Here is a 21,917-nt window from a genome sequence, read left to right as displayed (position 1 = left end):
TAGATGGCCATGCCGCTCCGTCAGACCATCAGGGTCGGGACGTATCTCTTCGAACAGAAGATCCGCAAGCGTGAGAAGTTCCCGCTGATCGTCGAGCTGGAGCCGCTTTTCGCGTGCAACCTCGCCTGCGAGGGCTGCGGGAAGATCCAGCATCCGGCGGGAGTGCTCAAGCAGCGCATGCCGGTGGCGCAGGCAGTGGGGGCCGTCCTTGAATCGGGTGCTCCGATGGTTTCCATCGCGGGCGGTGAGCCCCTCATGCACCCGCAGATCCATGAAATCGTGCGCCAGCTGGTGGCGAAGAAGAAGTATGTCTTCCTCTGCACCAACGCGATGCTGATGCGCAAGAAGATGGACAAGTTCACGCCGTCGCCCTATTTCGCGTTCACCGTGCACATCGACGGGCTGCGCGAGCGGCACGACGAGTCGGTGGCGAAGGAGGGGGTGTTCGACGAGGCCGTGGAGGCCATCAAGGAGGCGAAGCGGCGCGGTTTCCGCGTCACGACCAACTCCACGTTCTTCAACACCGACACCCCGCAGAACATCATCGAGGTACTCAATTACCTCAATGACGACCTGGAGGTGGACGAGATGATGATCTCGCCCGCCTATGCCTACGAGAAGGCCCCGGACCAGGAGCACTTCCTGGGGGTCGAACAGACCCGGGAACTCTTCAAGAAGTCCTTCTCGGGTGGAAACAGGCGCCGCTGGCGGCTGAACCACTCACCGCTCTTCCTGGACTTCCTGGAAGGCAAGGTGGACTTCCCTTGCACGGCGTGGGCCATTCCCAACTACTCGCTCTTCGGCTGGCAGCGCCCCTGCTATCTGATGAACGACGGGTATGTCCCCACGTACAAGGAACTGGTCGAGAAGACCGACTGGGACAAGTACGGCCGGGGCAAGGACGACCGCTGCGCCAACTGCATGGCGCACTGCGGTTACGAGCCGACTGCCGTACTGGCCACGATGGGCTCCCTCAAGGAGACCATCAGGGCCGCCCGCGAGACCGTTTCGGGCAACCGCGGGTGATGTGAGGGCCGCAGGAGAGCCTGTCGCACCCCGGGCTCCCCGAGCCGCCGGCCCGACCTGTCCAGGTCGGGCCGGCGGCCGTAGGCGCACAGGCGCCGGTTCCGGTGCTGTCGACGACCGGGCGCCGGTTCCGGCGCCGTCACCGGCCGGCACCGGGTGTGTGAGCTGAACAGAATCCGAGAGGGGGCCCAGCGTGTCGATCTTGGAGAATATCCGGGGACCGCACGACCTGAAGGCGCTCGCCGAGGCGGAACTCGGTGAACTGGCCGTAGAAATAAGGGAGTTCCTGATCCAGGCGGTGGCCAGGACCGGGGGACACCTGGGGCCGAACCTGGGGGTGGTCGAACTCGCCGTAGCGCTGCACCGGGTCTTCGACTCACCCGTCGACCGCATCCTGTGGGACACCGGCCACCAGAGCTATGTGCACAAACTGCTCACCGGCCGGCGGGACTTCTCCAAACTGCGCAGCAAGGGCGGCCTCTCCGGCTACCCGTCCCGCGAGGAGTCCGAGCACGACGTCATCGAGAACTCGCACGCCTCCACGGTGCTCGGCTGGGCCGACGGCCTCGCCAAGGCCAACGAGGTGCTCGGCAGGACCGGCCATGTGGTCGCCGTGATCGGCGACGGCGCGCTCACCGGCGGTATGGCCTGGGAGGCGCTCAACAACATCGCGGCCGCCAGGGACCGCCCGCTGATCATCATCGTGAACGACAACGGGCGCTCGTACGGCCCGACGATCGGCGGCCTGGCCAACCACTTCGCCACCCTCCGTACGACCGACGGCTATGAGCGGGCCCTCGCCTGGGGCAAGGAAGTGCTCCAGTCGACGCCCGTCGTGGGACAGCCGCTGTACGAGTCGCTGCACGGCGCGAAGAAGGGGTTCAAGGACGCCTTCGCACCGCAGGGCATGTTCGAGGACCTGGGGCTCAAGTACGTCGGCCCGGTCGACGGCCACGACCTCGCGGCCGTGCAGTCGGCGCTGAACCGGGCCAAGCGCTTCCACGGCCCGGTGCTCGTGCACTGCCTCACCGAGAAGGGGCGCGGCTACCGGCCCGCCCTGGAGGACGAGGCGGACCGCTTCCACACCGTCAGCGTGATGGACCCGCTGACCTGCGCACCGCTCGCCCCGCCCGGCGGGCCCTCCTGGACCTCGGTGTTCGGTGCCGAGATCGCCGCGATCGGCGCCGAGCGGCCCGATGTCGTCGCCATCACGGCCGCGATGCTCCACCCGGTCGGGCTCACCGAGTTCGCCGAGCGCTTCCCCGAACGGGTCTGGGACGTCGGGATCGCCGAACAGCACGCGACGGTCTCCGCCGCCGGGCTCGCCACCGGCGGTCTGCATCCGGTGGTCGCCGTGTACGCGACCTTCCTCAACCGGGCCTTCGACCAGCTGCTGATGGACGTGGCCCTGCACAAGTGCGGTGTCACCTTCGTCCTCGACCGGGCCGGGGTCACCGGGGTCGACGGGCCCTCGCACAACGGCATGTGGGACATGTCCGTGCTGCAGGCCGTGCCGGGACTGCGGATAGCCGCGCCCCGGGACGCCGACCAGCTCCGCGCCCAGCTGCGGGAGGCGGTCGACGTGGACGACGCGCCGACCGTACTGCGCTTCCCCAAGGAGTCGGTGGGCGATCCGGTCCCGGCGGTCGGCCGGGTCGGCGGCATGGACGTCCTGCACAGGGCCGACCGGCCGCAGGTGCTGCTGGTCGCCGTCGGGGTGCTCGCCCCGGTCTGCCTCCGGGCCGCCGAACTCCTCGAAAGCAGCGGTATCGGCTGCACGGTCGTCGACCCGCGCTGGGTCAAACCGGTGGACGCCGCACTCCCGGGACTGGCCGCGGAACACCGGCTGGTCGCGGTCGCCGAGGACAACAGCCGCAGCGGCGGCGTGGGTTCGGCGGTCGGCCAGGCGCTGCGCGATGCCGGGGTCGACGTACCGCTGCGGACCTTCGGGATCCCCGAGCAGTTCCTCCCGCACGCCAAGCGCGCCGAAGTGCTGGCCGACATCGGGCTCACGCCCGTCGAGATCGCAGGACGGATCAGCGCCGCCCTGAAAGCCAAGGAGAAGACGGAATGACGGAAGGCGCACCCAAGGGTCTCGAACCGAAGGGTTTCGATCTGACGACCCTGCTCGCCGAGCGAGGTGCCGAGCGCTACGAGCTGCACACCCGGTACCTCAACCACCAGCTGCCGAGGATGCTGCACACCATCGGCTTCGACAACGTCTACGAGCGCGCCGAGGGCGCCCACTTCTGGGACGCCGACGGCAACGACTACCTCGACATGCTCGCGGGCTTCGGCGTCATGGGGCTCGGCCGGCACCACCCGGTCGTCCGCAAGGCGCTGCACGACGTCCTGGACGCCTCGCTCGCCGACCTGACGCGCTTCGACTGCCAGCCGCTGCCCGGGCTGCTCGCCGAGAAGCTGCTCGCGCACTCGCCGCACCTGGACCGGGTGTTCTTCGGCAACAGCGGTACGGAAGCCGTCGAGACGGCGCTCAAGTTCGCCAGGTACGCCACCGGGAAGCCCAGGATCCTCTACTGCTCGCACGCCTTCCACGGGCTGACGACCGGCTCGCTCTCGGTCAACGGGGAGGACGGATTCCGGGACGGATTCGCACCGCTGCTGCCCGACACGGCGATCGCGATGGGTGATCTGGCCGCGCTGGAAAGGGAGTTGAAACGCGGTGACGTGGCGGGCTTCGTGGTCGAGCCGATCCAGGGCAAGGGCGTCCTGGAGTCCCCGCCCGGCTTTCTGCGCGCGGCCCAGGAGCTGCTGCGCCGGCACAAGGCGCTCCTGATCGCGGACGAGGTGCAGACCGGGCTCGGCAGGACCGGCGACTTCTACGCCTACCAGCACGAGGAGGGCGTCGAACCGGACCTGGTCTGTGTGGCCAAGTCGCTCTCGGGCGGCTACGTGCCGGTGAGCGCCACACTGGGCAAGGACTGGATCTTCAAGAAGGTCTACTCGTCCATGGACCGGGTGCTGGTCCACTCGGCCAGCTTCGGCTCCAACGCGCAGGCGATGGCCGCCGGGCTGGCCGTGCTCTCGGTGATGGAGGACGAGGAGACCGTCGCGCACGCCCGTGCGACCGGTGACCTGCTCAAGTCCCGGCTGGCCGCGCTCATTCCCCGCTACGAGCTGCTGCACGACGTACGCGGCCGGGGGCTGATGATCGGCATCGAGTTCGGCCGCCCCACGTCGCTCAAGCTCCGCAGCCGGTGGACCATGCTCCAGGCGGCCCGCAAGGGGCTCTTCGCGCAGATGGTCGTCGTACCGCTGCTGCAGAAGCACCGCATCCTCACGCAGGTGTCCGGGGACCATCTGGAAGTGATCAAGCTGATCCCGCCGCTGGTCGTCGACGAGGCCGACGTGGACCGCTTCGTCGAGGCGTTCACCGCGGTGATGGACGACGCGCACGGCGGTGGCGGACTCATGTGGGACTTCGGACGGACCTTGGTGAAGCAGGCCGTCGCCAACCGCTGAGCACCCGTCGGCGGACGCGTTTTTGCCTCAGAGGCAAGGAAATTGCCTCTGAGGCATTTTGCTGTCCCAATGGGGTGTATGAGCACCCCCGCGGACGACCTGCCCGATGTCGCCCCGCGCCTGCGTGAACTGCGCCGGCGCGGGCGGCTCACCCTGGAGGCCGCGGCCCGCAGGGCCGGTCTCTCCCCGGCGCACCTCTCCCGCCTGGAGACCGGAGCCCGGCAGCCGTCGCTGCCCATGCTGCTCTCGCTGGCCCGCATCTACGGTACGTCGGTCTCCGAGCTGCTCGGCGAGGTGCCGCCGGAACGGGACCCCGTCATCCGCGGGGACCGCCAGGGCTCCGTCGAGGCCGACGGCTGGACGTACCACACGGCGGGCTCCCCGGGCCGGGCGATGCAGCCCCTGCGGGTGCGGGTGCCGTTCGGGGCGCAGGGCGAGCTGGTCCGGGTCCATCCAGGCGAGGAGTGGCTGTACGTCCTCAGCGGGAAGCTGCGGCTGACCCTCGGCGACGCGGCGCACGACCTCGACCCCGGGGACAGCGCCCACTTCGACTCGCTCACCCCGCACCGGATCGCGGCGGCCACCCGGGACGGGACCGAGCTGCTCTTCGTACACACGCTGCTGCAGAGCCCCGACCTGCACTGAGCCCGACCCGCTTCCGAACCCCCGACGAGAAGAGGCCCGCCATGCCGGAAACACCCGAGGACACCCAGGAGAAGAAGTTCCCCAGGGGACTCGTCATCAGGCTCTTCGCCTATCTGGTGGCGGGCCATCTCTTCGCCGGATTCGTCTATCTGCTGTTCACGCTCGGCGGCCGGCAGTAGCCCGCCACCGGCGATCGCCTCAGGAGGCGTCGTCGAGCAGCCGGGCGCGCAGCTTCTCGCGTGTCTCCGGGCTCAGCGCCAGGCCCTCGGTGAGATAGCGGTCGGTGGTGCCCCAGGTCTCGTCGATGGCCGCGAAGGCCGTCTCCAGATACTCGGCGCGGGCCTCGAAGAGCGGGCTCAGCAGCTGCATGACCTCGTCGGCGTGCGGGTCGGCCGACTCGTTGCTGCGCTTGACCAGATAGCGCCGCCGGGGATCGTTCGACTTGAGGTAGTCCGCCTCGACGGCGTCGCGCTCCACGCCCACCGCGAGCAGCGTCACCGCTATCGAGAGTCCCGCCCGGTCCTTGCCCGCCGCACAGTGCATCAGCGCGGGCACGCTGTCCTCGGCGATGGCGTGCAGCACCCGGCTGTGCTCGGCGGTCCTGGTCGTGATGATCGTCCGGTACGACTTCGCCATCCGGCCCGCGGCCCGGTCGTCGGAGAGCACCCGCCGCAGCTGCTCCAGATCGCCGTCGCGGACCATCCGCCAGAACTCGGACCCGTCCGCCGGGTCGGTGAGCGGGATGTTGACGTGGCGTACGCCCGCCAGCTCCACGTCCCGTCCGTCCAGGGCCACGTCGGCGGCGTTACGGAAGTCGAAGATGGTGTGCAGGCCCAGCGAGGACAGGAAGGCCGCGTCATCGGCTGTGGCGTGGGCGAGGTGACCGCTGCGGAACAGCCTGCCGGGGCGCACCCGCCGTCCGTCCACGGTCGGCAGCCCGCCCACGTCACGGAAGTTGCGGACCCCGGACAGCTCGGGTTCTGCCGACGGGACCTGCGGAAGTTGCTGCGTCACGGGGCTCCTCGGTGTCCTGCCGGCGGGGCTGGTCGCCGCCGTCGGCGCGTGGTGGACCTGGCGGTCCGGCCGTGTCTGAGGAGCGTGGTCCTCACGGCCCTGGATTTTTGACGATACGACATCGATGCGTGATGCAGGCATCGTGCCCCGGAGAAGCCGGGCGGCCCTCCTTATTCCGTCTTTAGACAAACTGACCAGGTGGCCTTTCTCACGGCCCGTCACCCCCTTAATACGGTCGCGTAGGTCACAGCACGAGGTGCAGGATGGGCCGTTGTGGCAGACGATTCGGCAATCAAGAACAGAGACATCATCGGGTCGTACGCGGCGATCGGCGACAGCTTCACCGAGGGAGTCGGGGACCCCGGACCCGACGGGACCTTCGTTGGCTGGGCCGACCGGCTGGCCGTACTTCTGGACGACCGCGTCCCCGAACACACCTTCCGTTACGCGAACCTGGCCGTACGCGGACGGCTCCTCGACCAGATCGTCGACGAGCAGGTCCCGCGGGCCAAGGAGCTCGCCCCCGACCTGGTCAGTTTCTCGGCGGGCGGCAACGACATCATCCGGCCGGGCTCCGACCCGGACGACGCGGCCGAGCGCTTCGAGCGGGCGCTCGCCGACCTCACCGCCTCGGTCGGCACCGTCATGGTGACCACCGGGTTCGACACCCGCGGTGTCCCGGTCCTGCGCCATCTGCGCGGCAAGATCGCCACGTACAACGAGCATGTCCGGGTGATCGCGGCCCGGCACGGCGCCCCGGTGCTCGACCTCTGGTCGCTCAAGACGATCCAGGACCGCCGCGCCTGGGACGCCGACCGGCTGCATCTGTCGCCTGAGGGCCACACGCGTGTCGCCCTGCGTGCCGCGCAGGTCCTGGGCCTCGACGTGCCCGCCGACCCGGACCAGCCGTGGCCCCCGGAGCCGCCGCGCGGCTCGGCCGAGGTGCGGCGCGACAACATCCAGTGGGCCCGCGAACACCTGGTGCCCTGGATAGGCCGCAGGCTCCGCGGTGAGTCGTCCGGCGACCACGTCGAGCCCAAGCGGCCCGACCTGCTCCCGCTCTGACCGCTGCCGCTCCGGCCGCTGCCCGGCGGCGTGGACCGTTCACGGACTCGTTCCTCGCCGGACGTGCCCGCCGCACATAATGGATCGACACCGCACACCTGGAGGTCCTTGTGCCCGCTTCCCGTTCTCTGCCTCCCCGGATCCGCGCGCTGCGGCCGGAGGGCTTCGGTGCCGACCCGGCCGGAGAGCGGATGGCACGTATCCGCCGCTCACCGAACTTCGCCGACGGCGTGTTCCAGAACCCGGTGGGCGCCAGGACCCGGCCGTCCGGCTCCATGGCCGAGTTCGCGAAGGTCTACTTCCGCAAGGAGGAGCGGGTCCTCAGGGTCCCCGACGGCACCGTCCCGGTCCACGCCACCACCGTCGCCGACCTCGCGAAGGCACCGGCGTCGGGGCTGCGGCTCACCTGGATGGGGCACTCCAGCGTGCTCGCCGAGATCGACGGCCGGCGGGTGCTGTTCGACCCGGTCTGGGGCCAGCGCTGCTCGCCGTTCTCGTTCGCCGGGCCGAAGCGGCTGCACCCCGTGCCGCTGCCGCTCGCCGCGCTCGGGCCCGTCGACGTGGTGGTGATCTCGCACGACCATTACGACCACCTGGACCTCCCCACCATCAAGGCACTCGCGGGGACCGGCACGGTCTTCACCGTACCGCTCGGCGTGGGCGCCCATCTGGAGCGCTGGGGTGTCCCCGCCGACCGGCTGCGCGAGCTGGACTGGAACGAGACCACGGAGGTCGCGGGCATCCGGCTCACGGCCACCCCGGCCAGGCACTTCTGCGGCCGCGGGCTGCGCAACCAGCAGCACACGCTCTGGGCGTCCTGGGCCGTCGCCGGACCCGAGCACCGGATCTACCACAGCGGTGACACCGGCTACTTCCCCGGTTTCGCGGACATCGGCGCCGAGCACGGCCCGTTCGACGCCACGATGATCCAGATCGGCGCGTACTCCGAGTACTGGCCCGACATCCACATGACACCGGCCGAAGGCGTCCAGGCCCATCTGGACCTCCAGGGCGGGAAGCCCGGCGGCGCGCTGCTGCCCATCCACTGGGGCACCTTCAACCTCGCCCCGCACCCGTGGGCCGAGCCAGGCGAGTGGACCCGGGACGCGGCGGGGGAGGCCGGGCAGGCCGTGGCGCTGCCCCGGGCCGGCGAACCCTTCGAGCCGTCGGGCAAGCTCCCGTCCGAGCCGTGGTGGCGCGCGGTGTCGCCGCCGATCGCCCACCCGTGGCGCCGTGCCGCGGGACCGGACACGGCCCCGGCCGGCCGGAGGGGTCTCGACCTCGCGGAGGAACAGCACACCTGAGCGCGGGGCGGCAGAGTCCTACGGCCGGGGCACCGCGAAGTGGAAGCAGCCGTACTCCACGGCGCGTACGTGCACCAGCGCCACCTCCCGGACCGCGAACGCCTCGTCGAAGGCCCGGTCGAACCCGGCGCCCGCGTCCGCGTCCGCGGGGATCTCGAAGAGACGGCCGCCGACGATGTGCCCCGCGGCGTCATAGCGCCGGATGGTGCGCAGCGCGCCCGGCCGGGCGAACGGGTAGCCATCGGTGTCGCGCGGCCCCGGGCACGCGTCGGCGTGGATGAAGACCGGCCCGGCCTCGTCGTACGCCCCGGGCGCCGCGCCCGTCTCCGCCGCCCAGCGTCGCAGCGGCGCGTACGAGACGAGTGCCACCCGCTCACCGGGCTCGATGGCCCGCAGACAGCAGCGCAGCGGGCTTCCGACGCAGTCGACGGGGTCGCCGTCCTCGCGTGCGGTGTACGGGTGCGGGGGCCGGCCGGAGTCGTCGCTCACGCGGAGTTCCCGCAGCGCGGCCGGGGGGATGGGAAGAGCCGTGTAGGTGGTCATGGCTCCAATGTCGTCGGCGCGCGCCGCGGGTGCTGGCGGAATTCTGACGCCGAGGCCGCCCGCGGTGGGCGCCGCGCTCAGCGGCTCCGGCCGGCCTGCTCCCGGCTGCCGCCCGCCTCCCTGGCCGCGGCCACGATGTCCTGGAGCGCGGTGAGGTGGTCGTCCAGCGCCTGCCGGCCGTCGGGGGAGAGGGACAGCCAGGTCCGGGGCCGCTTGCCCACATGCCCCTTGCGTACGTCCAGATATCCGGCTGCCTCCAGTGCGGAAGCGGTCTTGCTGAGCACCGAGTCGGACACCTGGCAGCCGTCGCGTACGGCCGCGAACTCGGCCTCGTCGCACGCGGAGAGGAAGGCGGCGACGGCCAGCCGGGTCGGATGCTGGATCGTCTCGTCCAGCGTGGGCCGCCCCCGGCCCGGCGGGGCGCCCGTCACGCCGGCTCCGCCAGGGCCCGCCTGATCGTCGCGTTACGGGCCAGGCATGTCACCCACACACCGAGCCCGAACACGACGAACGCCGTGAGCTGCGCTGTGCTCTGACCGGCTCCGAAGGCCCAGCACAGCCCTCCGGCCAGTGCGCCCGCCACGAAGACGGCCGGCAGCGCGACCCGGCTCCGCCACAGACGCGCGGGCCAGGACCGGTCGATCACGACCCCGGCCCCCTTGCGTGCCGCCCGCGCGAGCAGGGCGACGACGACGAGCGCCAGGAGCGCCACCACCAGCGACACCAGAGTCGCCCAGGCGCCCTTGCCGTTGCTCCACGCCTGGACCGCGGTCGGCACTATGACCGCCACGGCCGCGGCCGGGCCGTACCAGGCCGGGACGAGACCGGCCTTGAGACGGGCCCGCTCCTGTGCCGTCTCCACGTTCCGCAGGGCGCCTGCGGCGTACTCGGCCGATGCCGCACCGGCCTCGTGGCGTACGGACTCGTTCTCCTGCGACGGCATCAACTCACGGGCCTTTCCCGGTCATAAGTGGGGGCTGACGCTTGCCATCCTGACACATACTTTCCGAAGTGGAAAGTATTTTCTTATCCCGTGGAACGGCTGCGGGCGTTGGCCTCGGCGACGCGGGCCTGCAGCAGCTCGGCCGGGCCGACCGGGCGTACGCGTGCCGGATCGGCATCCCACTCGCGGCCGCCGCCCAGCGGCCGGAGCTGGAGCCACGGGCCCTCGTGCCCCATGACGATGCCGACGCGGCTGCTCGCGATGTCGCGGACGGCCGTTCCGGGAAGGGGTGGCGAGGTCCCCGGGTCCGGCTGCGGGGCGGTGCTCACCGGCCAGCGCCCTTCGCGACGACCGCGGCCAGCGCGAGTGCGACCGGCGCTGAGCACACCCCGAGGTACACCAGCGCGTAGCGGGTGCTCGCCGGGGCATCCTCGCGCTCCGGTCCTGACTCGAACCACGGGGTGCGTACGTCCATGGCGGGGAGCTGGATGCCGGCGCCGGTCAGGGCCCCGGCGAGCGCGTCGCGCGCTTCGAGCGCCTCCTGGATCTTCGGGCTGTCACCGTCGGCGCGGTACGGGGTGCGGCGGGGGAGCGGGGGAGGCGTGGTCATGGCGGATCTCCTTGCGGTCGGTGTGGCTGCGCGGTTTCGCTGCCGGGTCCACCAGGCGTGAACTACGGTGCGTAGTGGGGGCGTTACGAGAATGCCGCCCGGCCGGACCGGGCACACCGACGGCGCGATCTCGTTCCCCCGCGGCCGTGCACGTTCCACACATTCCACATGGAATGCGGCGAACTGGCGGGCGCGCGTGTATGTGTACCGGTACGGGGGCGGATTCCGGGTGGGCCGGACGCCCTGGAAGGAGCGCCATGCCGCAACGACGCCTCGTCACCAGCCGCAGCCAGGAGCCGCGTCAGCGGTTCGCGGAGGAGTTACGGAAACTGCGCGCCCAGCACGGTCTGAGCCTGCGGCAGTTCGGCGACCGGATGGGCTGGGACTATTCGCTGTTCGGGAAGATGGAGAAGGGCGAGACGCTGGGCGGGCCCGAAGTGGTGCAGGCGATGGACCAGTTCTTCGGTACGCCGGGGATGTTCCTCGCCCTGTGGGAACTGGCCATGGCGGACCGGACCCAGTTCCGTGAGCGCTACCGGCAGTACATGGCGCTGGAGTCGGACGCCGTCAGTCTGTGGCACTTCGCGGTGAGCGTTCTGCCTGGTCTGCTTCAGACTCCGGCCTACGCGCGCGAGGTTCTGGGGGCAGGCGGCCTCAAGGGGGAGGAGCTTGACCAGCAGGTCAAGGCACGAATGGGGCGGCGAGAGCTGCTTGCCGGTGAAGACCCTCCGCAGTTCCGGACCATTCTCTCGGAGGCGGTTCTGCGGACTCCGCTGAGGGACCCGCTGGAATGGCGGCAGCAGTTGGAGTATCTGCTGGAGGTTGGAGAACGCGATGAAGCGACCGTGCAGGTAGCGCCGTTCGGCGCGGGGCTGCACGGTCTCATCAACTCTGACGTGATGTTCCTCCGCCTGCCCGAGGGGCGTACCGTGGCCTACGTCGAAAATGGGTACAGGGGCGAACTCATCGAGGATGCTGCCCCGGTGGAACGGCTGCAACGTGCGTACGATTCGGTACGCGACCTGGCTTTGTCACCAGCCGAGTCGCGGAAGTTCATTCTGCGCATTCTGGAGGAAGTACCGTGCGATCCCTCGACCTGACCGCAGTGACGTGGCGTAAGAGCAGCTACAGCAACCAGGATGGCGGCCAGTGCCTGGAGGTCTCCGACGACTTCGCCGCCGTTGTCCCCGTACGCGACAGCAAGCGCCCGGACGGCCCCGTGGTCACGTTCGCCGCTGACCACTGGTCGTCGTTCGTCTCCGCTCTGCGGGACGGCGTGCTGAACGCCTGACCGGCAGCCGCCCCTGTCAGGTCACTGCGAGACAGGGGCGAGCCAGATCCCGGCGATCGCGTCGTTCAGGCCGATCGCGGTCTGCTCCCAGGTGGCCCGTGGTGTGGGGCTGCCCTCGGCGAGCGCGCGTTCCCGTTCGGCGACGACGAGCACCACCAGATGCCGGGTCATGGCGCCGCGTTCCAGGCGTACTTCGGGCGGCAGGCCGGGCAGGCAGCTGTTGAGGCCGTCGACCGCCCGGACCAGGGCCGGTGAGTGGAGGGACGCGTCCGTCATGATCTCCCGGTGGACGGGGTCGGTGCCGATCTGCGCGTAGAAGCGGCCGAACCAGGAGGGCACGCCGAGGCCGGCGACATGGAGCACGAAGGGATCCACCAGGCAGGCCACCCAGTCGCGTACGTCGGTGGAGCCGGTGGCCTGCTCGACCCTCTCCGCGCGCATCTGCTCGACCCGGTCGTTGTGCTTGTGCACGATCGCCCTGATCAGATCGGCCTTGGAGCCGAAGTGGTAGCCGACGGCCGCGTTGTTGCCCTGGCCCGCCGCCTCGCTGACCTGACGGTTGGAGACCGCCACCACGCCGTGCTCGGCGAACAGCCGCTCCGCCGCCGAGATGAGCAGCTCCCGGGTGGCGGCGACCCGTGCGTGCCGCGCCGTGGCGGCGGTCACCGCGGCCACCGCACCGGTGTGTACCGCTGGGCTGTGTCACTCACTGCTCGTCTCACCGCATGGCTTCCGTAGACGCGAACTCCGACGTCACCCAGTTAAGCGCCGCCCCCGATCACCGGTCAAACATCTGACTTAACCGGGGGCGGCCGCACTCCGCCCGGTCAGGCCGTGGCGGTGGGCAGGGCCTTCTCGCCTTCCGTCTTCGCCGTGCCGAGTGCGGCGGCGCGTACGGCCGGGATGAGGGCCGCCACGGCCATCGACACGATCGCCATGGCGCAGCCGACGAGGAGCGCCGTGCGGAAGCCGGACTCGGAGGTGAAGCTCCGGCCCGCCGCTGTGGTCGTCATCTGTGCGAGGAGTACGCCGATGACCGCGGCGCCGACGGAGGTGCCGAGCGAGCGCATCAGGGTGTTGAAACCGTTGGCGGCCGCGGTCTCCGACTGTGGGACGGAGCCCATGATGAGGGCGGGGATCGAGCCGTAGGCCAGTCCCACGCCGCTGTTGATGACCATGACGGCCAGCATGATGCCCCAGGCCGAGCCCATCAGCGCCAGCGAGACGCCGTAACCGCCGGCGATCACGAGGGCCCCGCTGATCAGGGTGAATTTCGGGCCCTTGGCATCGGTCAGCTTTCCGCCGAGTGGCGAGACGAGCATCATCATGATGCCGCCCGGCGCCATCCACAGACCGGAGGCCAGGAGCGACTGCCCCAGCCCGTAGCCGGTGGCCGAGGGGAACTGCAGCAGCTGCGGCATCACCAGCATGCTGGCGTACATCGCGAAACTGGTGAAGACCGAGGCGACGTTCGTCAGCAGCACCCGGGGGCGGGCGGTGGCGCGCAGATCGATCAACGGGTCCTTGGTGCGCAGCTCCCACAGGCCCCAGGACGCGAACAGCACCGCGGCGCCCGCGAAGAGACCCAGGGTGGTGCCCGAACCCCAGCCCCAGCCGGCTCCCTTGGAGACCGCCAGCAGCAGACAGACCAGCCCCGCGCCGAGGCCGAGCGCTCCGGGGACGTCGAACCGCTGCCCCGTGATGGTGGGGGGTACCTGCGGAATCAGGGAGCGGATCAGCAGCGCGAGGATCGTGGCCAGTACGGCGGCGCCCCAGAACAGCACACGCCAGTTGGCGTACTGGGCGACCGCCGCAGAGATGGGCAGCCCGATGCCTCCGCCGATGCCCATCGACGCGCTCACCAGCGCGATGGAGGAGCTGAGCTTCTCCTTCGGGACGGTGTCGCGCAGCAGGGCGATCCCGAGCGGCACCATGCCCATCCCCATGCCCTGCAGCGCCCGGCCGATGATCATCGGGGTGATGCCGGAGGACAGCGCGCACACCACCGATCCCAGGATCAGCGGCACCATGCAGGCCAGCATCATCCGGCGCTTCCCGAGCATGTCGCCGAGGCGGCCGGTGACCGGCACGCACACCGCGGACACGAGCAGCGTGACGGTGATGACCCAGGTGGCGTTGGACGCCGAGGTGTGCAGCATGCCCGGCAGCTTCGCGAGCAGCGGGGTGACGAGTGTCTGCATGACCGCCGCCAGGGTGCCGGCGAGCGCCAGGACGCTGACCACGCCCCTGGAGCCGGACGGCTCTTGTGTGTCCTTCACGTGCGTGTCCTTCAAGACGGAACTCTCCTCGCAGATAGTTGCTCGGGGAAACATTAAATCAGTCGATTGACTTAATCCAACCGCGAGGTGTTGACTGCTTCCGGAGCGTGATCCGTCGACCCGAGTGTGCGGAGGAGATCTGTGGTGACCGGCCCGCAGGATGTGGAACCGCTGCCCTATCCGCTGGACCCCCCGTCGGCGCTGCAGCCGCCGGAGACGTGGGAGGAGCTGCGCCGGACGTGCCCGGTGGCGCGGGTGAGTCTGCCGAGCGGCGACGAGGCGTCGTTGCTGACCCGGTACGAGGACGTGCGTACGGCGCTGTCCGACCCCCGCTTCAGCCGCGAGGGGCTGACCAGGCCCGACGCGGCCCGGGTGGCCGCCGGGGGTTCGGACGGGATCTTCAAGAGCCCGATGGCGAAGACGCTCAACGCCCAGGGGCACGAGCGGTGGCGGCGCATGGTGGGGAAGTGGTTCACGGCCAGGCGGATGGCCGCGCTGCGCCCTGACATGGAGGCCATGAGCGACCGGCTCATCGACGGAATGCTGGAGCGGGGCCGTCCCGCGGACCTGGTGGCCGGACTCGCGTTCCCGCTGCCGGTGTTCGTCATCTGCCGCATGCTCGGCGTACCGGAGAGCGACCGGGACCGGTTCAAGACCTGGTCCGACATCTTTCTGAACGTCACCCGGTACACGCGGGACGAGACGGAGTCGGCGTACCAGGAGTTCGCCGCCTATATGGCCGGCCTCATCGACGGCAAGCGTGCCGATCCCGGGGACGACCTGCTCAGCCTGCTGCTGACCGGTGCCGGTGGCACGGACGAGCCGATGTCCGACGAGGCGCTCGTGGCCACCGGGCAGGCGCTGCTGCTGGCCGGCCACGAGACCACCGCGGGTTTCATCGGGCTGATGGTGGCGCACCTGCTGTCGGACCGGCGGCGCTGGGAGCGGCTGCTGGCCGATCCCTCACTGGTCAGGGCGGCGGTGGAGGAGAGCCTGCGGTTCGATCCGAACGGCGCCAAGACCGGAATGCAGCGCTACGTCCACGAGGACGTCGAACTCTCCGGCGGTGCCGTACCCACGGGGACCACCGTGGTGTGCAGCATGGCCGCGGCCAACCGCGACCGGAGCGTCTGGGAGAACGCGGACGAGATGGACATCGGCCGCAGTCCCAACCCGCATCTCACCTTCGGCGCCGGGGCCCACTCCTGCCTCGGGCAGCCGCTCGCCCGTACCGAGATGCAGGCCGTGCTCAGCGTCCTGCTGCGACGCCTGCCGACCCTCGAACTCGCCGTGGCCGCGGAGGAACTGCGCGCCGAAGAGGGGCTGCTCACCGCTCCGCTGCACGCGTTGCCGGTGACGTGGTGACCGCTGCCAGGACCACCGGGGCTCCCCGGGCCGACCGTACGGAAGGGACCCGGGACGCGATCATGGCGGCGGCCGAGCGGCTGTTCGCCGAACACGGTCTGTCCGCGGTCTCGCACCGGCAGATCGCCCAGGCGGCGGGGCAGCGGAACGTCACCGCCGTCAGCTACCACTTCGGTACCCGGACCGAGCTGGTCCGCGCGATCATGACCAGGCACGGTGAGCAGGCCGACCTGTTCCGGGAGCGGTACGTGGCGCTCGCGGAGAGCAGTGATGAGATCCGGGACTGGGTCGTCGCCCTGGTCCGGCCGGTGCCGGAGTATCTGGCCTCGCTCGGCAACCCGTCCTGGAACGCCCGGCTGTCCGTACAGGTCATGACCGACCCGACGATGCGCACGCTGGTGACCGAGCAGGCCATCGCCCGCCCGAATCTGCGGCGGGTGCTCGACGGCCTCGGGCGCCGCCTCGCGCACCTGTCGCCCGAGGTCAGGGCCGCCCGCGGGGAGATGGCGCGGCATCTGATCGTGCACACCTGCGCGGACCGGGAAGGGGCTCTGGCCGCGAACACCGGTGTGCCGCCGGCCTCCTGGGACCGGACCGCGGCCGCGCTGACCGATGCGATCGCCGGGCTGCTGACCGCCCCGGCCACCTTGCACACCCCGAAACGAAAGGGAGACACCTGACATGAGGATCAGCGTCGACGAAGAGAAGTGCTGCGGCGCCGGGCAGTGCGTGATGATCGCGCCCGAGGTCTTCGACCAGCGCGACGAGGACGGCATCGTCGTCCTGCTCGCCGCCGAACCTGCGCCAGGCCGGCATGAGGCCGTACGGGAATCCGCGAGTGTGTGCCCCGCTGCGGCCATCCACATCACCGAGCAGGCGTAGGCGTTCCCTGACCCTCCTGCTCCTGCTCCTGCTTCTGCTCCCGCCCCCCACGTAGAAGGACGACCGAATGACCTCAGCGCCCCGGGCGGACACCGCCTCCGCCGACACCCCCGCGTTCCCCGGTCCCCGCTCCTCCGTGTGCCCGTTCGGCGTCTCGCCCGAGATGCGTGCCCTGCGCGACCGCGGAGCGGTCAGCCGGGTCACGTCCTGGGGCGGAAGCACCCCCTGGGTGGTGACCAGCCACGCCGAGCAGAAGCAGCTGCTCGGCGACCCCCGCCTCAGCGCCGTCTTCTCCCATCCGGGTTTCCCCAGCCCCGTCGACCCCGAAAAGGCCGGCAAGGGGAAGGCGGACATGAGCTTCGTCGGGATGGACGATCCGGAACACGCGCGGCTGCGCCGTATGGTCAGCGGCGTCTTCACCATCAAGCGGATCGAGGCGATGCGGCCCGTCGTCCAGGAGATGACGGACGGCTTCATCGACACGATGCTCGACGGCCCCAGGCCGGCGGATCTCGTGCAGGCGCTCGCGCTGCCCATCCCGTCCCTGGTCATCTCCCGGCTGCTCGGCGTCCCTTACGAGGACCACCAGTTCTTCCAGACCAACAGCAAGACCATCGTCTCCGCCTCCGCCGACGCCGAGGCCCGGCACACCGCCCACACCAACCTCGCCGAATACCTCGACGAGCTGGTCGGCAGGAAGACCACCGGCCCCGGCGACGACCTGCTCTCCGCACTCGCCGAGCGGATCACAGCCGGAGAGATCACCCGCCACGACGCGGGGGCCATGGGGGTGCTGCTCCTCCTCGGCGGCCACGAGACCACCGCGAACATGATCACCCTCGGCACGCTGCTGCTCCTGGAGCACCCGGAACAGCTCGCCACCATCCGGGACACCGACGACCCCAGGGTGGTCGCCGACGCGGTCGAGGAACTCCTGCGGTATCTGTCGATCGTCCATCTCGGGCGGCGCCGCACGGCTCTGGAGGACATCGAGGTCGCGGGCCGGACCATCCGCGCGGGCGAAGGCGTCATCCTCCTCAGCGAACTCGCCAACCGGGACCCCCAGGTCTTCCCCGACCCCGACACCCTGGACATCACCCGCAACGCCCGCCCCCACCTGGCCTTCGGCTCCGGCACCCACCACTGCGTCGGTCAGCCGCTGGCCCGGATGGAACTGCAGGTCATCTACCCCACGCTCTTCCGCCGCATCCCCACCCTGCGGGCCGCGGCCGATGTGGAGCGGATCCCGTTCAAGTACGACTCCGTCATCTACGGCATCCACGAGCTGCCCGTCACCTGGTAGCCGTCGCCCAGTGACATACGACATGGCCGGCCGCGCCGGGATACGGACACTATGGGCGGATGCACACAACCGGAACCGGTCGCCCCGACCGCCCCGATCACCCCGACCACGGCCCCACGCTGGCCCAGCTGCTCGCGATGATCGCGGCCGGGACGCTCGACGTCGTGGTGGCGCCGCGCGGGACCGGTGTGCCGGTGTCCGACGTGGTGCTGCACGACACGGGTGAGGAGCGGGACGAGGAGATATGGGCGGCCACCGGGCTCGTCCTGCTCGCGGTCGGAGTGGAGGCCGCCTCTCCCGAAGCGGTCGGTGTGCTGCGCGCCGCGGACCGCGCGGGGGCGGCGGCCGTGGTCATGCGGCCCGGCCGCCGGGGCCCCGGCCCCGGGCTGCTGGAGGCGGCGGAGCAGGGGCGTACGGCGCTGCTGACCCGGCGGCCCGGCCCTGGCTGGACCGAGGTGCTCGGCCAGTTGCGGACGGCCCTGGCGCACAGCGTGCCCGACCGGTCCGCGGGCGCGGCCGGGGTGGAAGGGCTGCGGCTGGGCGATCTGTCCGGCCTGGCCAACACCGTGGCTGACCTCGTCGGGGGCGCGATCACGATCGAGGACCCGCAGTCGCGGGTCCTGGCGTACTCGCGCATGGACCACGAGCCCGACCCGATGCGCCGGCTCACCATCCTCGGCCAGGAGGTGCCCCGTTGGCGGGTCGTCGAACTGCGCGAAAGCGGCTTCTTCCAGGCCCTGTGGAACACCGACGACGTGGTGCGGCGCCCCGCCGACGACCGGTACGCCGAGCGGCTGGCCGTCGCGGTGCGGCACGGCTCCGAGGTGCTCGGCTCGATCTGGGCCGCGGCCGACGGACGCCCGCTCGCCGAGGACGCGGTGGCCGCGCTGCGGACGGCGGGCCGCGCCGCGGTCCCGCATCTGGCGCACCACCGCACCTGGGGCCGGGCGGCGGCCTGGGCCCGCGAGGGGGCGGTGCACGCACTCCTGGCGGGCAGTCCGCAGGCGGCGCACGACCTGGGGATCGTGCGGGGCCGGCCGTACGCGGTGCTGGTGGCGGAGGCGTACGACGGCCGCGAGCCCGCCCCGGACGATGCCGGGCAACGGGTGCTCGACGTCCTGGCACTGCAGGCGGCCGCCTACCGTCCGGGGTGTGTGACCGCGCGGTCGGGGCACCGGCTGTACGTCCTGGTGCCGGCCGCAGACGAGGAGACCGACCCCGCGCGCACCCTGCTGGCGACGGCCCGTTCGGTGCCGCGCGCCGAGCTGTTCGCGGGTGCCGGTCCTGTGGTCGCCGACCTGGCGGAGCTGCCCGCGTCCCGTGAGGCCGCGGAACTGGTGGTACGGGTGCTGCGGGACCGGGCCGCACAGCTGCCGGCCGCCGGGACCGGGCCGGCGGTGGCGTCGTACGCGGAGGTCGCGGCCGACGCGGCGGTGCTGCGGCTGCTCGACCGGGTGGAGCCGCTGTGGGAGGCGCTGTCGGGCCCGGTGCACGCGATGCTGGCGCACGACCGGGCGCACGGGTCGCGGTACGGCGAATCGGTCGCCGCGCACCTCGACGCCTTCGGCGACACGGCCACGGCCGCGCGGCGCCTCAATGTGCACCCCAACACCCTGCGCTACCGGCTGCGCCGGGCCGGAGAGCTGTTCGGTGTGGACCTCGCCGACCCGGCCGTACGGCTGCTGGCCGACGTCGGACTGCGCCTCGGCCGCCGTACCGGGTGAGCCGTATGCGGCCGCGCCGGACCTTCCATGATCGTTTACCTGTGGGCCAGGACAGGTGAACCGGCCAGGCGTGGTCGCGGATGACGAAGACATGCCGGGCCCCCTGCACCGAAGCTGGGCACAACGTCCCGCGGTCCGAACGGGCGCGGTGCACGAGCGATCTCTCTAGGAGTGTTTCAGGTGACTTCCGGTCCGGCCCCCCAGCGCCAGCGCGCCCGCGAGGCGGCGCTCGCCCGCGCCGTCGACGAGGGGCTGCTCGGCCCCGGCTCGCCCCTGGTCGGGCTCCTCGACGTCGACGGCGTGCTGGCCGCGGTGGAGGCACTGCACCAGGCGTTCGACGGCCCGGCCACCGTGCACCACACGTTCGCGGCCAAGGCGTGCGGTCTTGTGCCGGTGCTGCGGCTGCTCGCCGAGGCCGGCATGGGCTGCGAAGTGGCCTCGCCCGGCGAGCTGGAACAGGCGCTGGCGGCCGGTTTCACCCCCGACCGGCTGGTCTTCGACAGCCCGGCGAAGACGGTCGACGAGCTGGAGTTCGCGCTGGCCCACGGCATCGCGATCAACCTGGACAACTTCCAGGAGCTGGAGCGCGTCGACCGGCTGCTGGCCGGGCGCGAGCCGTCAGGACCCATCGGGCTGCGGGTGAACCCCCAGGTCGGTGCCGGTGCCATCGGGGCCATGAGTACCGCGACCGCGACCTCCAAATTCGGTGTCGCGCTGCGCGACCCGGGAGCCGTCGACGCGGTGATCGACGCTTTCACCCGGCGCCCCTGGCTCAACCGCCTGCACGCGCACGTCGGTTCCCAGGGCTGCCCGCTGCCGCTCATCGCCCAGGGCATCCGTGCCGCGTACGACCTCGCGGAGCGCGTCAACACCGGGCTGGGCCACGCCAGGATCACCGGCCTCGACATCGGCGGCGGCCTGCCCGTCAACTTCGACAGCGAGGACGACAGCCCCGGCTACGCCGACTACGTCGCCGAACTGCGCAGCGCCGTCCCCGGGCTCTTCGACGGCCGCTACACCCTCGTCACCGAGTTCGGCCGCTCGCTGCTCGCGAAGAGCGGCACCATCGGCTCGCTCGTCGAGTACACCAAGTCGGCCGGCGGCAGGCGGATCGCGGTCACCCACGCCGGAGCCCAGGTGGCCACCCGTACCGTCTTCATGCCGGACGCCTGGCCCCTGCGCGTCGGCGTGTTCGACGCCGCGGGCCGCCCCAAGGAGGGCCCGCTCCAGGTCGTGGACATCGCCGGACCCTGCTGCTTCGCCGGTGACCTGACCGCGACCGCCCGCGAGCTCCCGGCGATCGAGCCGGGGGACGTGGTGACGCTGTACGACACCGGGGCGTACTACTTCTCGTCGCACTTCTCGTACAACTCCCTGCCCAGACCCGCGGTGTTCGGCTACCGCACCGACTCCGGGGGGCAGGTGCGCCTGGCGACGGTCCGCGCGGCGCAGAGCGTGCGCGAAGTCGTCGAGGAGAGCGGGCTCTCCCACGCGGACTCCCTGGTGGCGCTGTGCGCGGACGACGGGGACAGTCCCGACAGCGCCGAGTACGGAACGAAGAAGGAGGTGGAGCAGTGACGCACGTCCTCATATCCGCCGACATGGAGGGGGCGACGGGCACCGTCTCCCCGGCGGACGTCACAGCGGGAACACCGCGCTACGAACGCTTCCGCCGACTGCTCACGCAGGACGTCAACGCGGCGGTCGCCGGGTTCGCCGAGGCCGGCGCGGACGAGATCGTCGTCAACGACGCGCACTGCGGCATGGACAACGTACTCATCGAGGAACTCGACCCGCGCGCCGTCCTGATCACCGGCCGGCACAAGCCGCTCGGCATGATGGAGGGGCTTGCGGAGGATGTCGACGCGGTGGCGTTCGTCGGATACCACACCGGCGCGGGCGAGCAGGGCGTCCTCGCGCACACCTACCTCTCGCACAGCATCCTCGGCGTCCGCATCGACGGAGAGCCGGTCGGAGAGGGCCAGTTCAACGCCCTGGTCGCCGCCGAGGCCGGGGTCCCCGTCGTCCTCGTCACCGGCGACGACATCACCTGCCGGGAGGCCGCCGGGTACGCACCCGGCTGCCGGACCGTCACCGTGAAGAAGGCCATCTCCCGGCACGCGGCCGTCTGCCGTACCCCGGCCGTCACGGCCGCCGACATCCGGCGTACGGCAGCGGCGGCCCTCTCGGCGCCCCCGCCACGCGCCGCCCCGCGCCCCGCGCCGCACGTGGTGGAGGTGGACGTGGACAGCCCGCACCTCGCGGACCGCGCGAGCGCGCTGTCCGGGGCCGGACTGTCCGGGCCCAGGACCGTCCGTATGGAGACCCCCGACGCCGTGACGGCGCTGCGCCGCTTCCGGGCGCTCAGCTGGGTGATCGGCGGCGGTCGCGAAGGCGACTGGACCTGACACCGCCGCCGTCCCCCCGCGTGGATTCCCCG

General features: G+C 71.2%; 24 protein-coding genes. 16 read left to right on the top strand and 8 right to left on the bottom strand.

Annotated features, from left to right (window positions below):
- Positions 1-3: 3 nt before the first annotated feature.
- From hpnH to OG510_RS04500, 5 genes are all read left to right on the top strand, one after another.
- Positions 4-1,026, top strand: coding sequence for an adenosyl-hopene transferase HpnH (gene hpnH / locus OG510_RS04520; RefSeq protein WP_164262862.1), 1,023 nt, complete (start codon positions 4-6; stop codon positions 1,024-1,026).
- 193 nt (positions 1,027-1,219) lie between these two features.
- The gene (gene dxs, locus OG510_RS04515) at positions 1,220-3,100 is read left to right on the top strand and encodes a 1-deoxy-D-xylulose-5-phosphate synthase (protein WP_406135385.1); all 1,881 of its coding nucleotides are present in this window, start codon (positions 1,220-1,222) and stop codon (positions 3,098-3,100) included.
- Entirely contained in the window at positions 3,097-4,509 is a 1,413-nt protein-coding gene (locus tag OG510_RS04510) for an aspartate aminotransferase family protein (protein WP_406135383.1), read from the top strand. Before dxs ends, OG510_RS04510 begins: the two co-directional genes overlap by 4 nt.
- A 78-nt stretch (positions 4,510-4,587) precedes the next feature.
- Positions 4,588-5,154 (top strand): helix-turn-helix domain-containing protein, encoded by a 567-nt coding sequence (locus tag OG510_RS04505; RefSeq protein WP_406135381.1) that lies wholly within the window; start codon positions 4,588-4,590, stop codon positions 5,152-5,154.
- Between the two features lie 41 nt (positions 5,155-5,195).
- Positions 5,196-5,333, top strand: a complete 138-nt coding sequence (locus OG510_RS04500; protein WP_203599449.1) for a DUF6126 family protein — start codon at positions 5,196-5,198, stop codon at positions 5,331-5,333.
- A gap of 19 nt (positions 5,334-5,352) precedes the next feature.
- On the opposite strand, the gene OG510_RS04495 is transcribed toward OG510_RS04500, so the two are convergent.
- Positions 5,353-6,168 (bottom strand): tyrosine-protein phosphatase, encoded by an 816-nt coding sequence (locus OG510_RS04495; protein WP_406135380.1) that lies wholly within the window; start codon positions 6,166-6,168, stop codon positions 5,353-5,355.
- Between the two features lie 273 nt (positions 6,169-6,441).
- Between OG510_RS04495 and OG510_RS04490 the strand changes: the two genes are divergently transcribed.
- Both OG510_RS04490 and OG510_RS04485 read left to right on the top strand, forming a co-directional pair.
- A complete protein-coding gene (locus tag OG510_RS04490; RefSeq protein ID WP_164262872.1) occupies positions 6,442-7,233 on the top strand; it encodes an SGNH/GDSL hydrolase family protein in 792 nt (263 codons plus the stop codon).
- A gap of 191 nt (positions 7,234-7,424) precedes the next feature.
- Positions 7,425-8,537: an MBL fold metallo-hydrolase gene (locus tag OG510_RS04485; protein ID WP_406135379.1), complete on the top strand. Its 1,113-nt coding sequence runs from the start codon at positions 7,425-7,427 to the stop codon at positions 8,535-8,537.
- A gap of 18 nt (positions 8,538-8,555) precedes the next feature.
- Here OG510_RS04485 and OG510_RS04480 read toward each other — a convergent pair whose 3' ends face one another.
- From OG510_RS04480 to OG510_RS04460, 5 genes are all read right to left on the bottom strand, one after another.
- Positions 8,556-9,080: a DUF1203 domain-containing protein gene (locus OG510_RS04480; protein WP_406135378.1), complete on the bottom strand. Its 525-nt coding sequence runs from the start codon at positions 9,078-9,080 to the stop codon at positions 8,556-8,558.
- A gap of 77 nt (positions 9,081-9,157) precedes the next feature.
- Entirely contained in the window at positions 9,158-9,511 is a 354-nt protein-coding gene (locus OG510_RS04475; protein ID WP_406135377.1) for a winged helix-turn-helix domain-containing protein, read from the bottom strand.
- Positions 9,508-10,023, bottom strand: coding sequence for a hypothetical protein (locus tag OG510_RS04470; RefSeq protein ID WP_406135376.1), 516 nt, complete (start codon positions 10,021-10,023; stop codon positions 9,508-9,510). The genes OG510_RS04475 and OG510_RS04470 overlap by 4 nt, the downstream gene beginning before the upstream one ends.
- A gap of 83 nt (positions 10,024-10,106) precedes the next feature.
- Entirely contained in the window at positions 10,107-10,352 is a 246-nt protein-coding gene (locus OG510_RS04465) for a hypothetical protein (protein ID WP_406135375.1), read from the bottom strand.
- Positions 10,349-10,633, bottom strand: coding sequence for a hypothetical protein (locus OG510_RS04460; protein ID WP_406135374.1), 285 nt, complete (start codon positions 10,631-10,633; stop codon positions 10,349-10,351). Before OG510_RS04460 ends, OG510_RS04465 begins: the two co-directional genes overlap by 4 nt.
- A gap of 257 nt (positions 10,634-10,890) precedes the next feature.
- Between OG510_RS04460 and OG510_RS04455 the strand changes: the two genes are divergently transcribed.
- On the top strand, positions 10,891-11,733 hold the full coding sequence (locus tag OG510_RS04455) for a helix-turn-helix domain-containing protein (RefSeq protein WP_406135373.1): 843 nt from the start codon (positions 10,891-10,893) through the stop codon (positions 11,731-11,733).
- On the top strand, positions 11,715-11,924 hold the full coding sequence (locus OG510_RS04450) for a DUF397 domain-containing protein (protein WP_406135371.1): 210 nt from the start codon (positions 11,715-11,717) through the stop codon (positions 11,922-11,924). The genes OG510_RS04455 and OG510_RS04450 overlap by 19 nt, the downstream gene beginning before the upstream one ends.
- Before the next feature lie 21 nt (positions 11,925-11,945).
- Here OG510_RS04450 and OG510_RS04445 read toward each other — a convergent pair whose 3' ends face one another.
- Together OG510_RS04445 and OG510_RS04440 are read right to left on the bottom strand one after the other, a co-directional pair.
- Entirely contained in the window at positions 11,946-12,590 is a 645-nt protein-coding gene (locus OG510_RS04445; RefSeq protein ID WP_406135370.1) for a TetR/AcrR family transcriptional regulator, read from the bottom strand.
- Between the two features lie 161 nt (positions 12,591-12,751).
- Complete coding sequence (locus tag OG510_RS04440) at positions 12,752-14,203, bottom strand: MFS transporter (RefSeq protein ID WP_406135369.1); 1,452 nt, start codon at positions 14,201-14,203, stop codon at positions 12,752-12,754.
- Between the two features lie 144 nt (positions 14,204-14,347).
- Between OG510_RS04440 and OG510_RS04435 the strand changes: the two genes are divergently transcribed.
- The 7 genes from OG510_RS04435 to OG510_RS04405 all read left to right on the top strand — a co-directional run bounded on the left by OG510_RS04435 (position 14,348) and on the right by OG510_RS04405 (position 21,885).
- Positions 14,348-15,568 carry a cytochrome P450 gene (locus tag OG510_RS04435; RefSeq protein ID WP_406135368.1) on the top strand — a complete coding sequence of 407 codons (1,221 nt, stop codon included), beginning with the start codon at positions 14,348-14,350 and terminating at the stop codon, positions 15,566-15,568.
- A gap of 62 nt (positions 15,569-15,630) precedes the next feature.
- Complete coding sequence (locus tag OG510_RS04430; RefSeq protein ID WP_406142301.1) at positions 15,631-16,248, top strand: TetR family transcriptional regulator; 618 nt, start codon at positions 15,631-15,633, stop codon at positions 16,246-16,248.
- A 1-nt stretch (position 16,249) separates the two neighbouring features.
- Positions 16,250-16,450, top strand: a complete 201-nt coding sequence (locus tag OG510_RS04425) for a ferredoxin (RefSeq protein WP_406135367.1) — start codon at positions 16,250-16,252, stop codon at positions 16,448-16,450.
- A 67-nt stretch (positions 16,451-16,517) separates the two neighbouring features.
- Positions 16,518-17,753 carry a cytochrome P450 gene (locus OG510_RS04420; RefSeq protein ID WP_406135366.1) on the top strand — a complete coding sequence of 412 codons (1,236 nt, stop codon included), beginning with the start codon at positions 16,518-16,520 and terminating at the stop codon, positions 17,751-17,753.
- 59 nt (positions 17,754-17,812) lie between these two features.
- Positions 17,813-19,477, top strand: a complete 1,665-nt coding sequence (locus OG510_RS04415) for a PucR family transcriptional regulator (RefSeq protein WP_406135365.1) — start codon at positions 17,813-17,815, stop codon at positions 19,475-19,477.
- 180 nt (positions 19,478-19,657) lie between these two features.
- The gene (locus OG510_RS04410) at positions 19,658-21,055 is read left to right on the top strand and encodes a diaminopimelate decarboxylase (RefSeq protein ID WP_406135364.1); all 1,398 of its coding nucleotides are present in this window, start codon (positions 19,658-19,660) and stop codon (positions 21,053-21,055) included.
- Entirely contained in the window at positions 21,052-21,885 is an 834-nt protein-coding gene (locus OG510_RS04405) for a M55 family metallopeptidase (protein WP_406135362.1), read from the top strand. The genes OG510_RS04410 and OG510_RS04405 overlap by 4 nt, the downstream gene beginning before the upstream one ends.
- Positions 21,886-21,917 lie beyond the last annotated feature (32 nt).

It is taken from the genome of Streptomyces sp. NBC_01089, assembly GCF_045162975.1.
GTDB lineage: Bacteria > Actinomycetota > Actinomycetes > Streptomycetales > Streptomycetaceae > Streptomyces.
The sequence above is the reverse complement of the archived record's forward strand: the minus strand, read 5'-3'. Positions and strand labels throughout refer to the sequence as shown.

Coding starts and splice junctions, on each gene's coding strand:
- OG510_RS04500 (WP_203599449.1), top strand. CDS start 5,196: ATGCCGGAAACACCCGAGGACACCCAGGAGAAGAAGTTCCCCAGGGGA.
- OG510_RS04420 (WP_406135366.1), top strand. CDS start 16,518: ATGACCTCAGCGCCCCGGGCGGACACCGCCTCCGCCGACACCCCCGCG.
- hpnH (WP_164262862.1), top strand. CDS start 4: ATGGCCATGCCGCTCCGTCAGACCATCAGGGTCGGGACGTATCTCTTC.
- OG510_RS04480 (WP_406135378.1), bottom strand. CDS start 9,080: ATGACCACCTACACGGCTCTTCCCATCCCCCCGGCCGCGCTGCGGGAA.
- OG510_RS04425 (WP_406135367.1), top strand. CDS start 16,250: ATGAGGATCAGCGTCGACGAAGAGAAGTGCTGCGGCGCCGGGCAGTGC.
- OG510_RS04415 (WP_406135365.1), top strand. CDS start 17,813: ATGCACACAACCGGAACCGGTCGCCCCGACCGCCCCGATCACCCCGAC.
- OG510_RS04430 (WP_406142301.1), top strand. CDS start 15,631: ATGGCGGCGGCCGAGCGGCTGTTCGCCGAACACGGTCTGTCCGCGGTC.
- OG510_RS04505 (WP_406135381.1), top strand. CDS start 4,588: ATGAGCACCCCCGCGGACGACCTGCCCGATGTCGCCCCGCGCCTGCGT.
- OG510_RS04460 (WP_406135374.1), bottom strand. CDS start 10,633: ATGACCACGCCTCCCCCGCTCCCCCGCCGCACCCCGTACCGCGCCGAC.
- OG510_RS04470 (WP_406135376.1), bottom strand. CDS start 10,023: ATGCCGTCGCAGGAGAACGAGTCCGTACGCCACGAGGCCGGTGCGGCA.
- OG510_RS04510 (WP_406135383.1), top strand. CDS start 3,097: ATGACGGAAGGCGCACCCAAGGGTCTCGAACCGAAGGGTTTCGATCTG.
- OG510_RS04455 (WP_406135373.1), top strand. CDS start 10,891: ATGCCGCAACGACGCCTCGTCACCAGCCGCAGCCAGGAGCCGCGTCAG.
- OG510_RS04485 (WP_406135379.1), top strand. CDS start 7,425: ATGGCACGTATCCGCCGCTCACCGAACTTCGCCGACGGCGTGTTCCAG.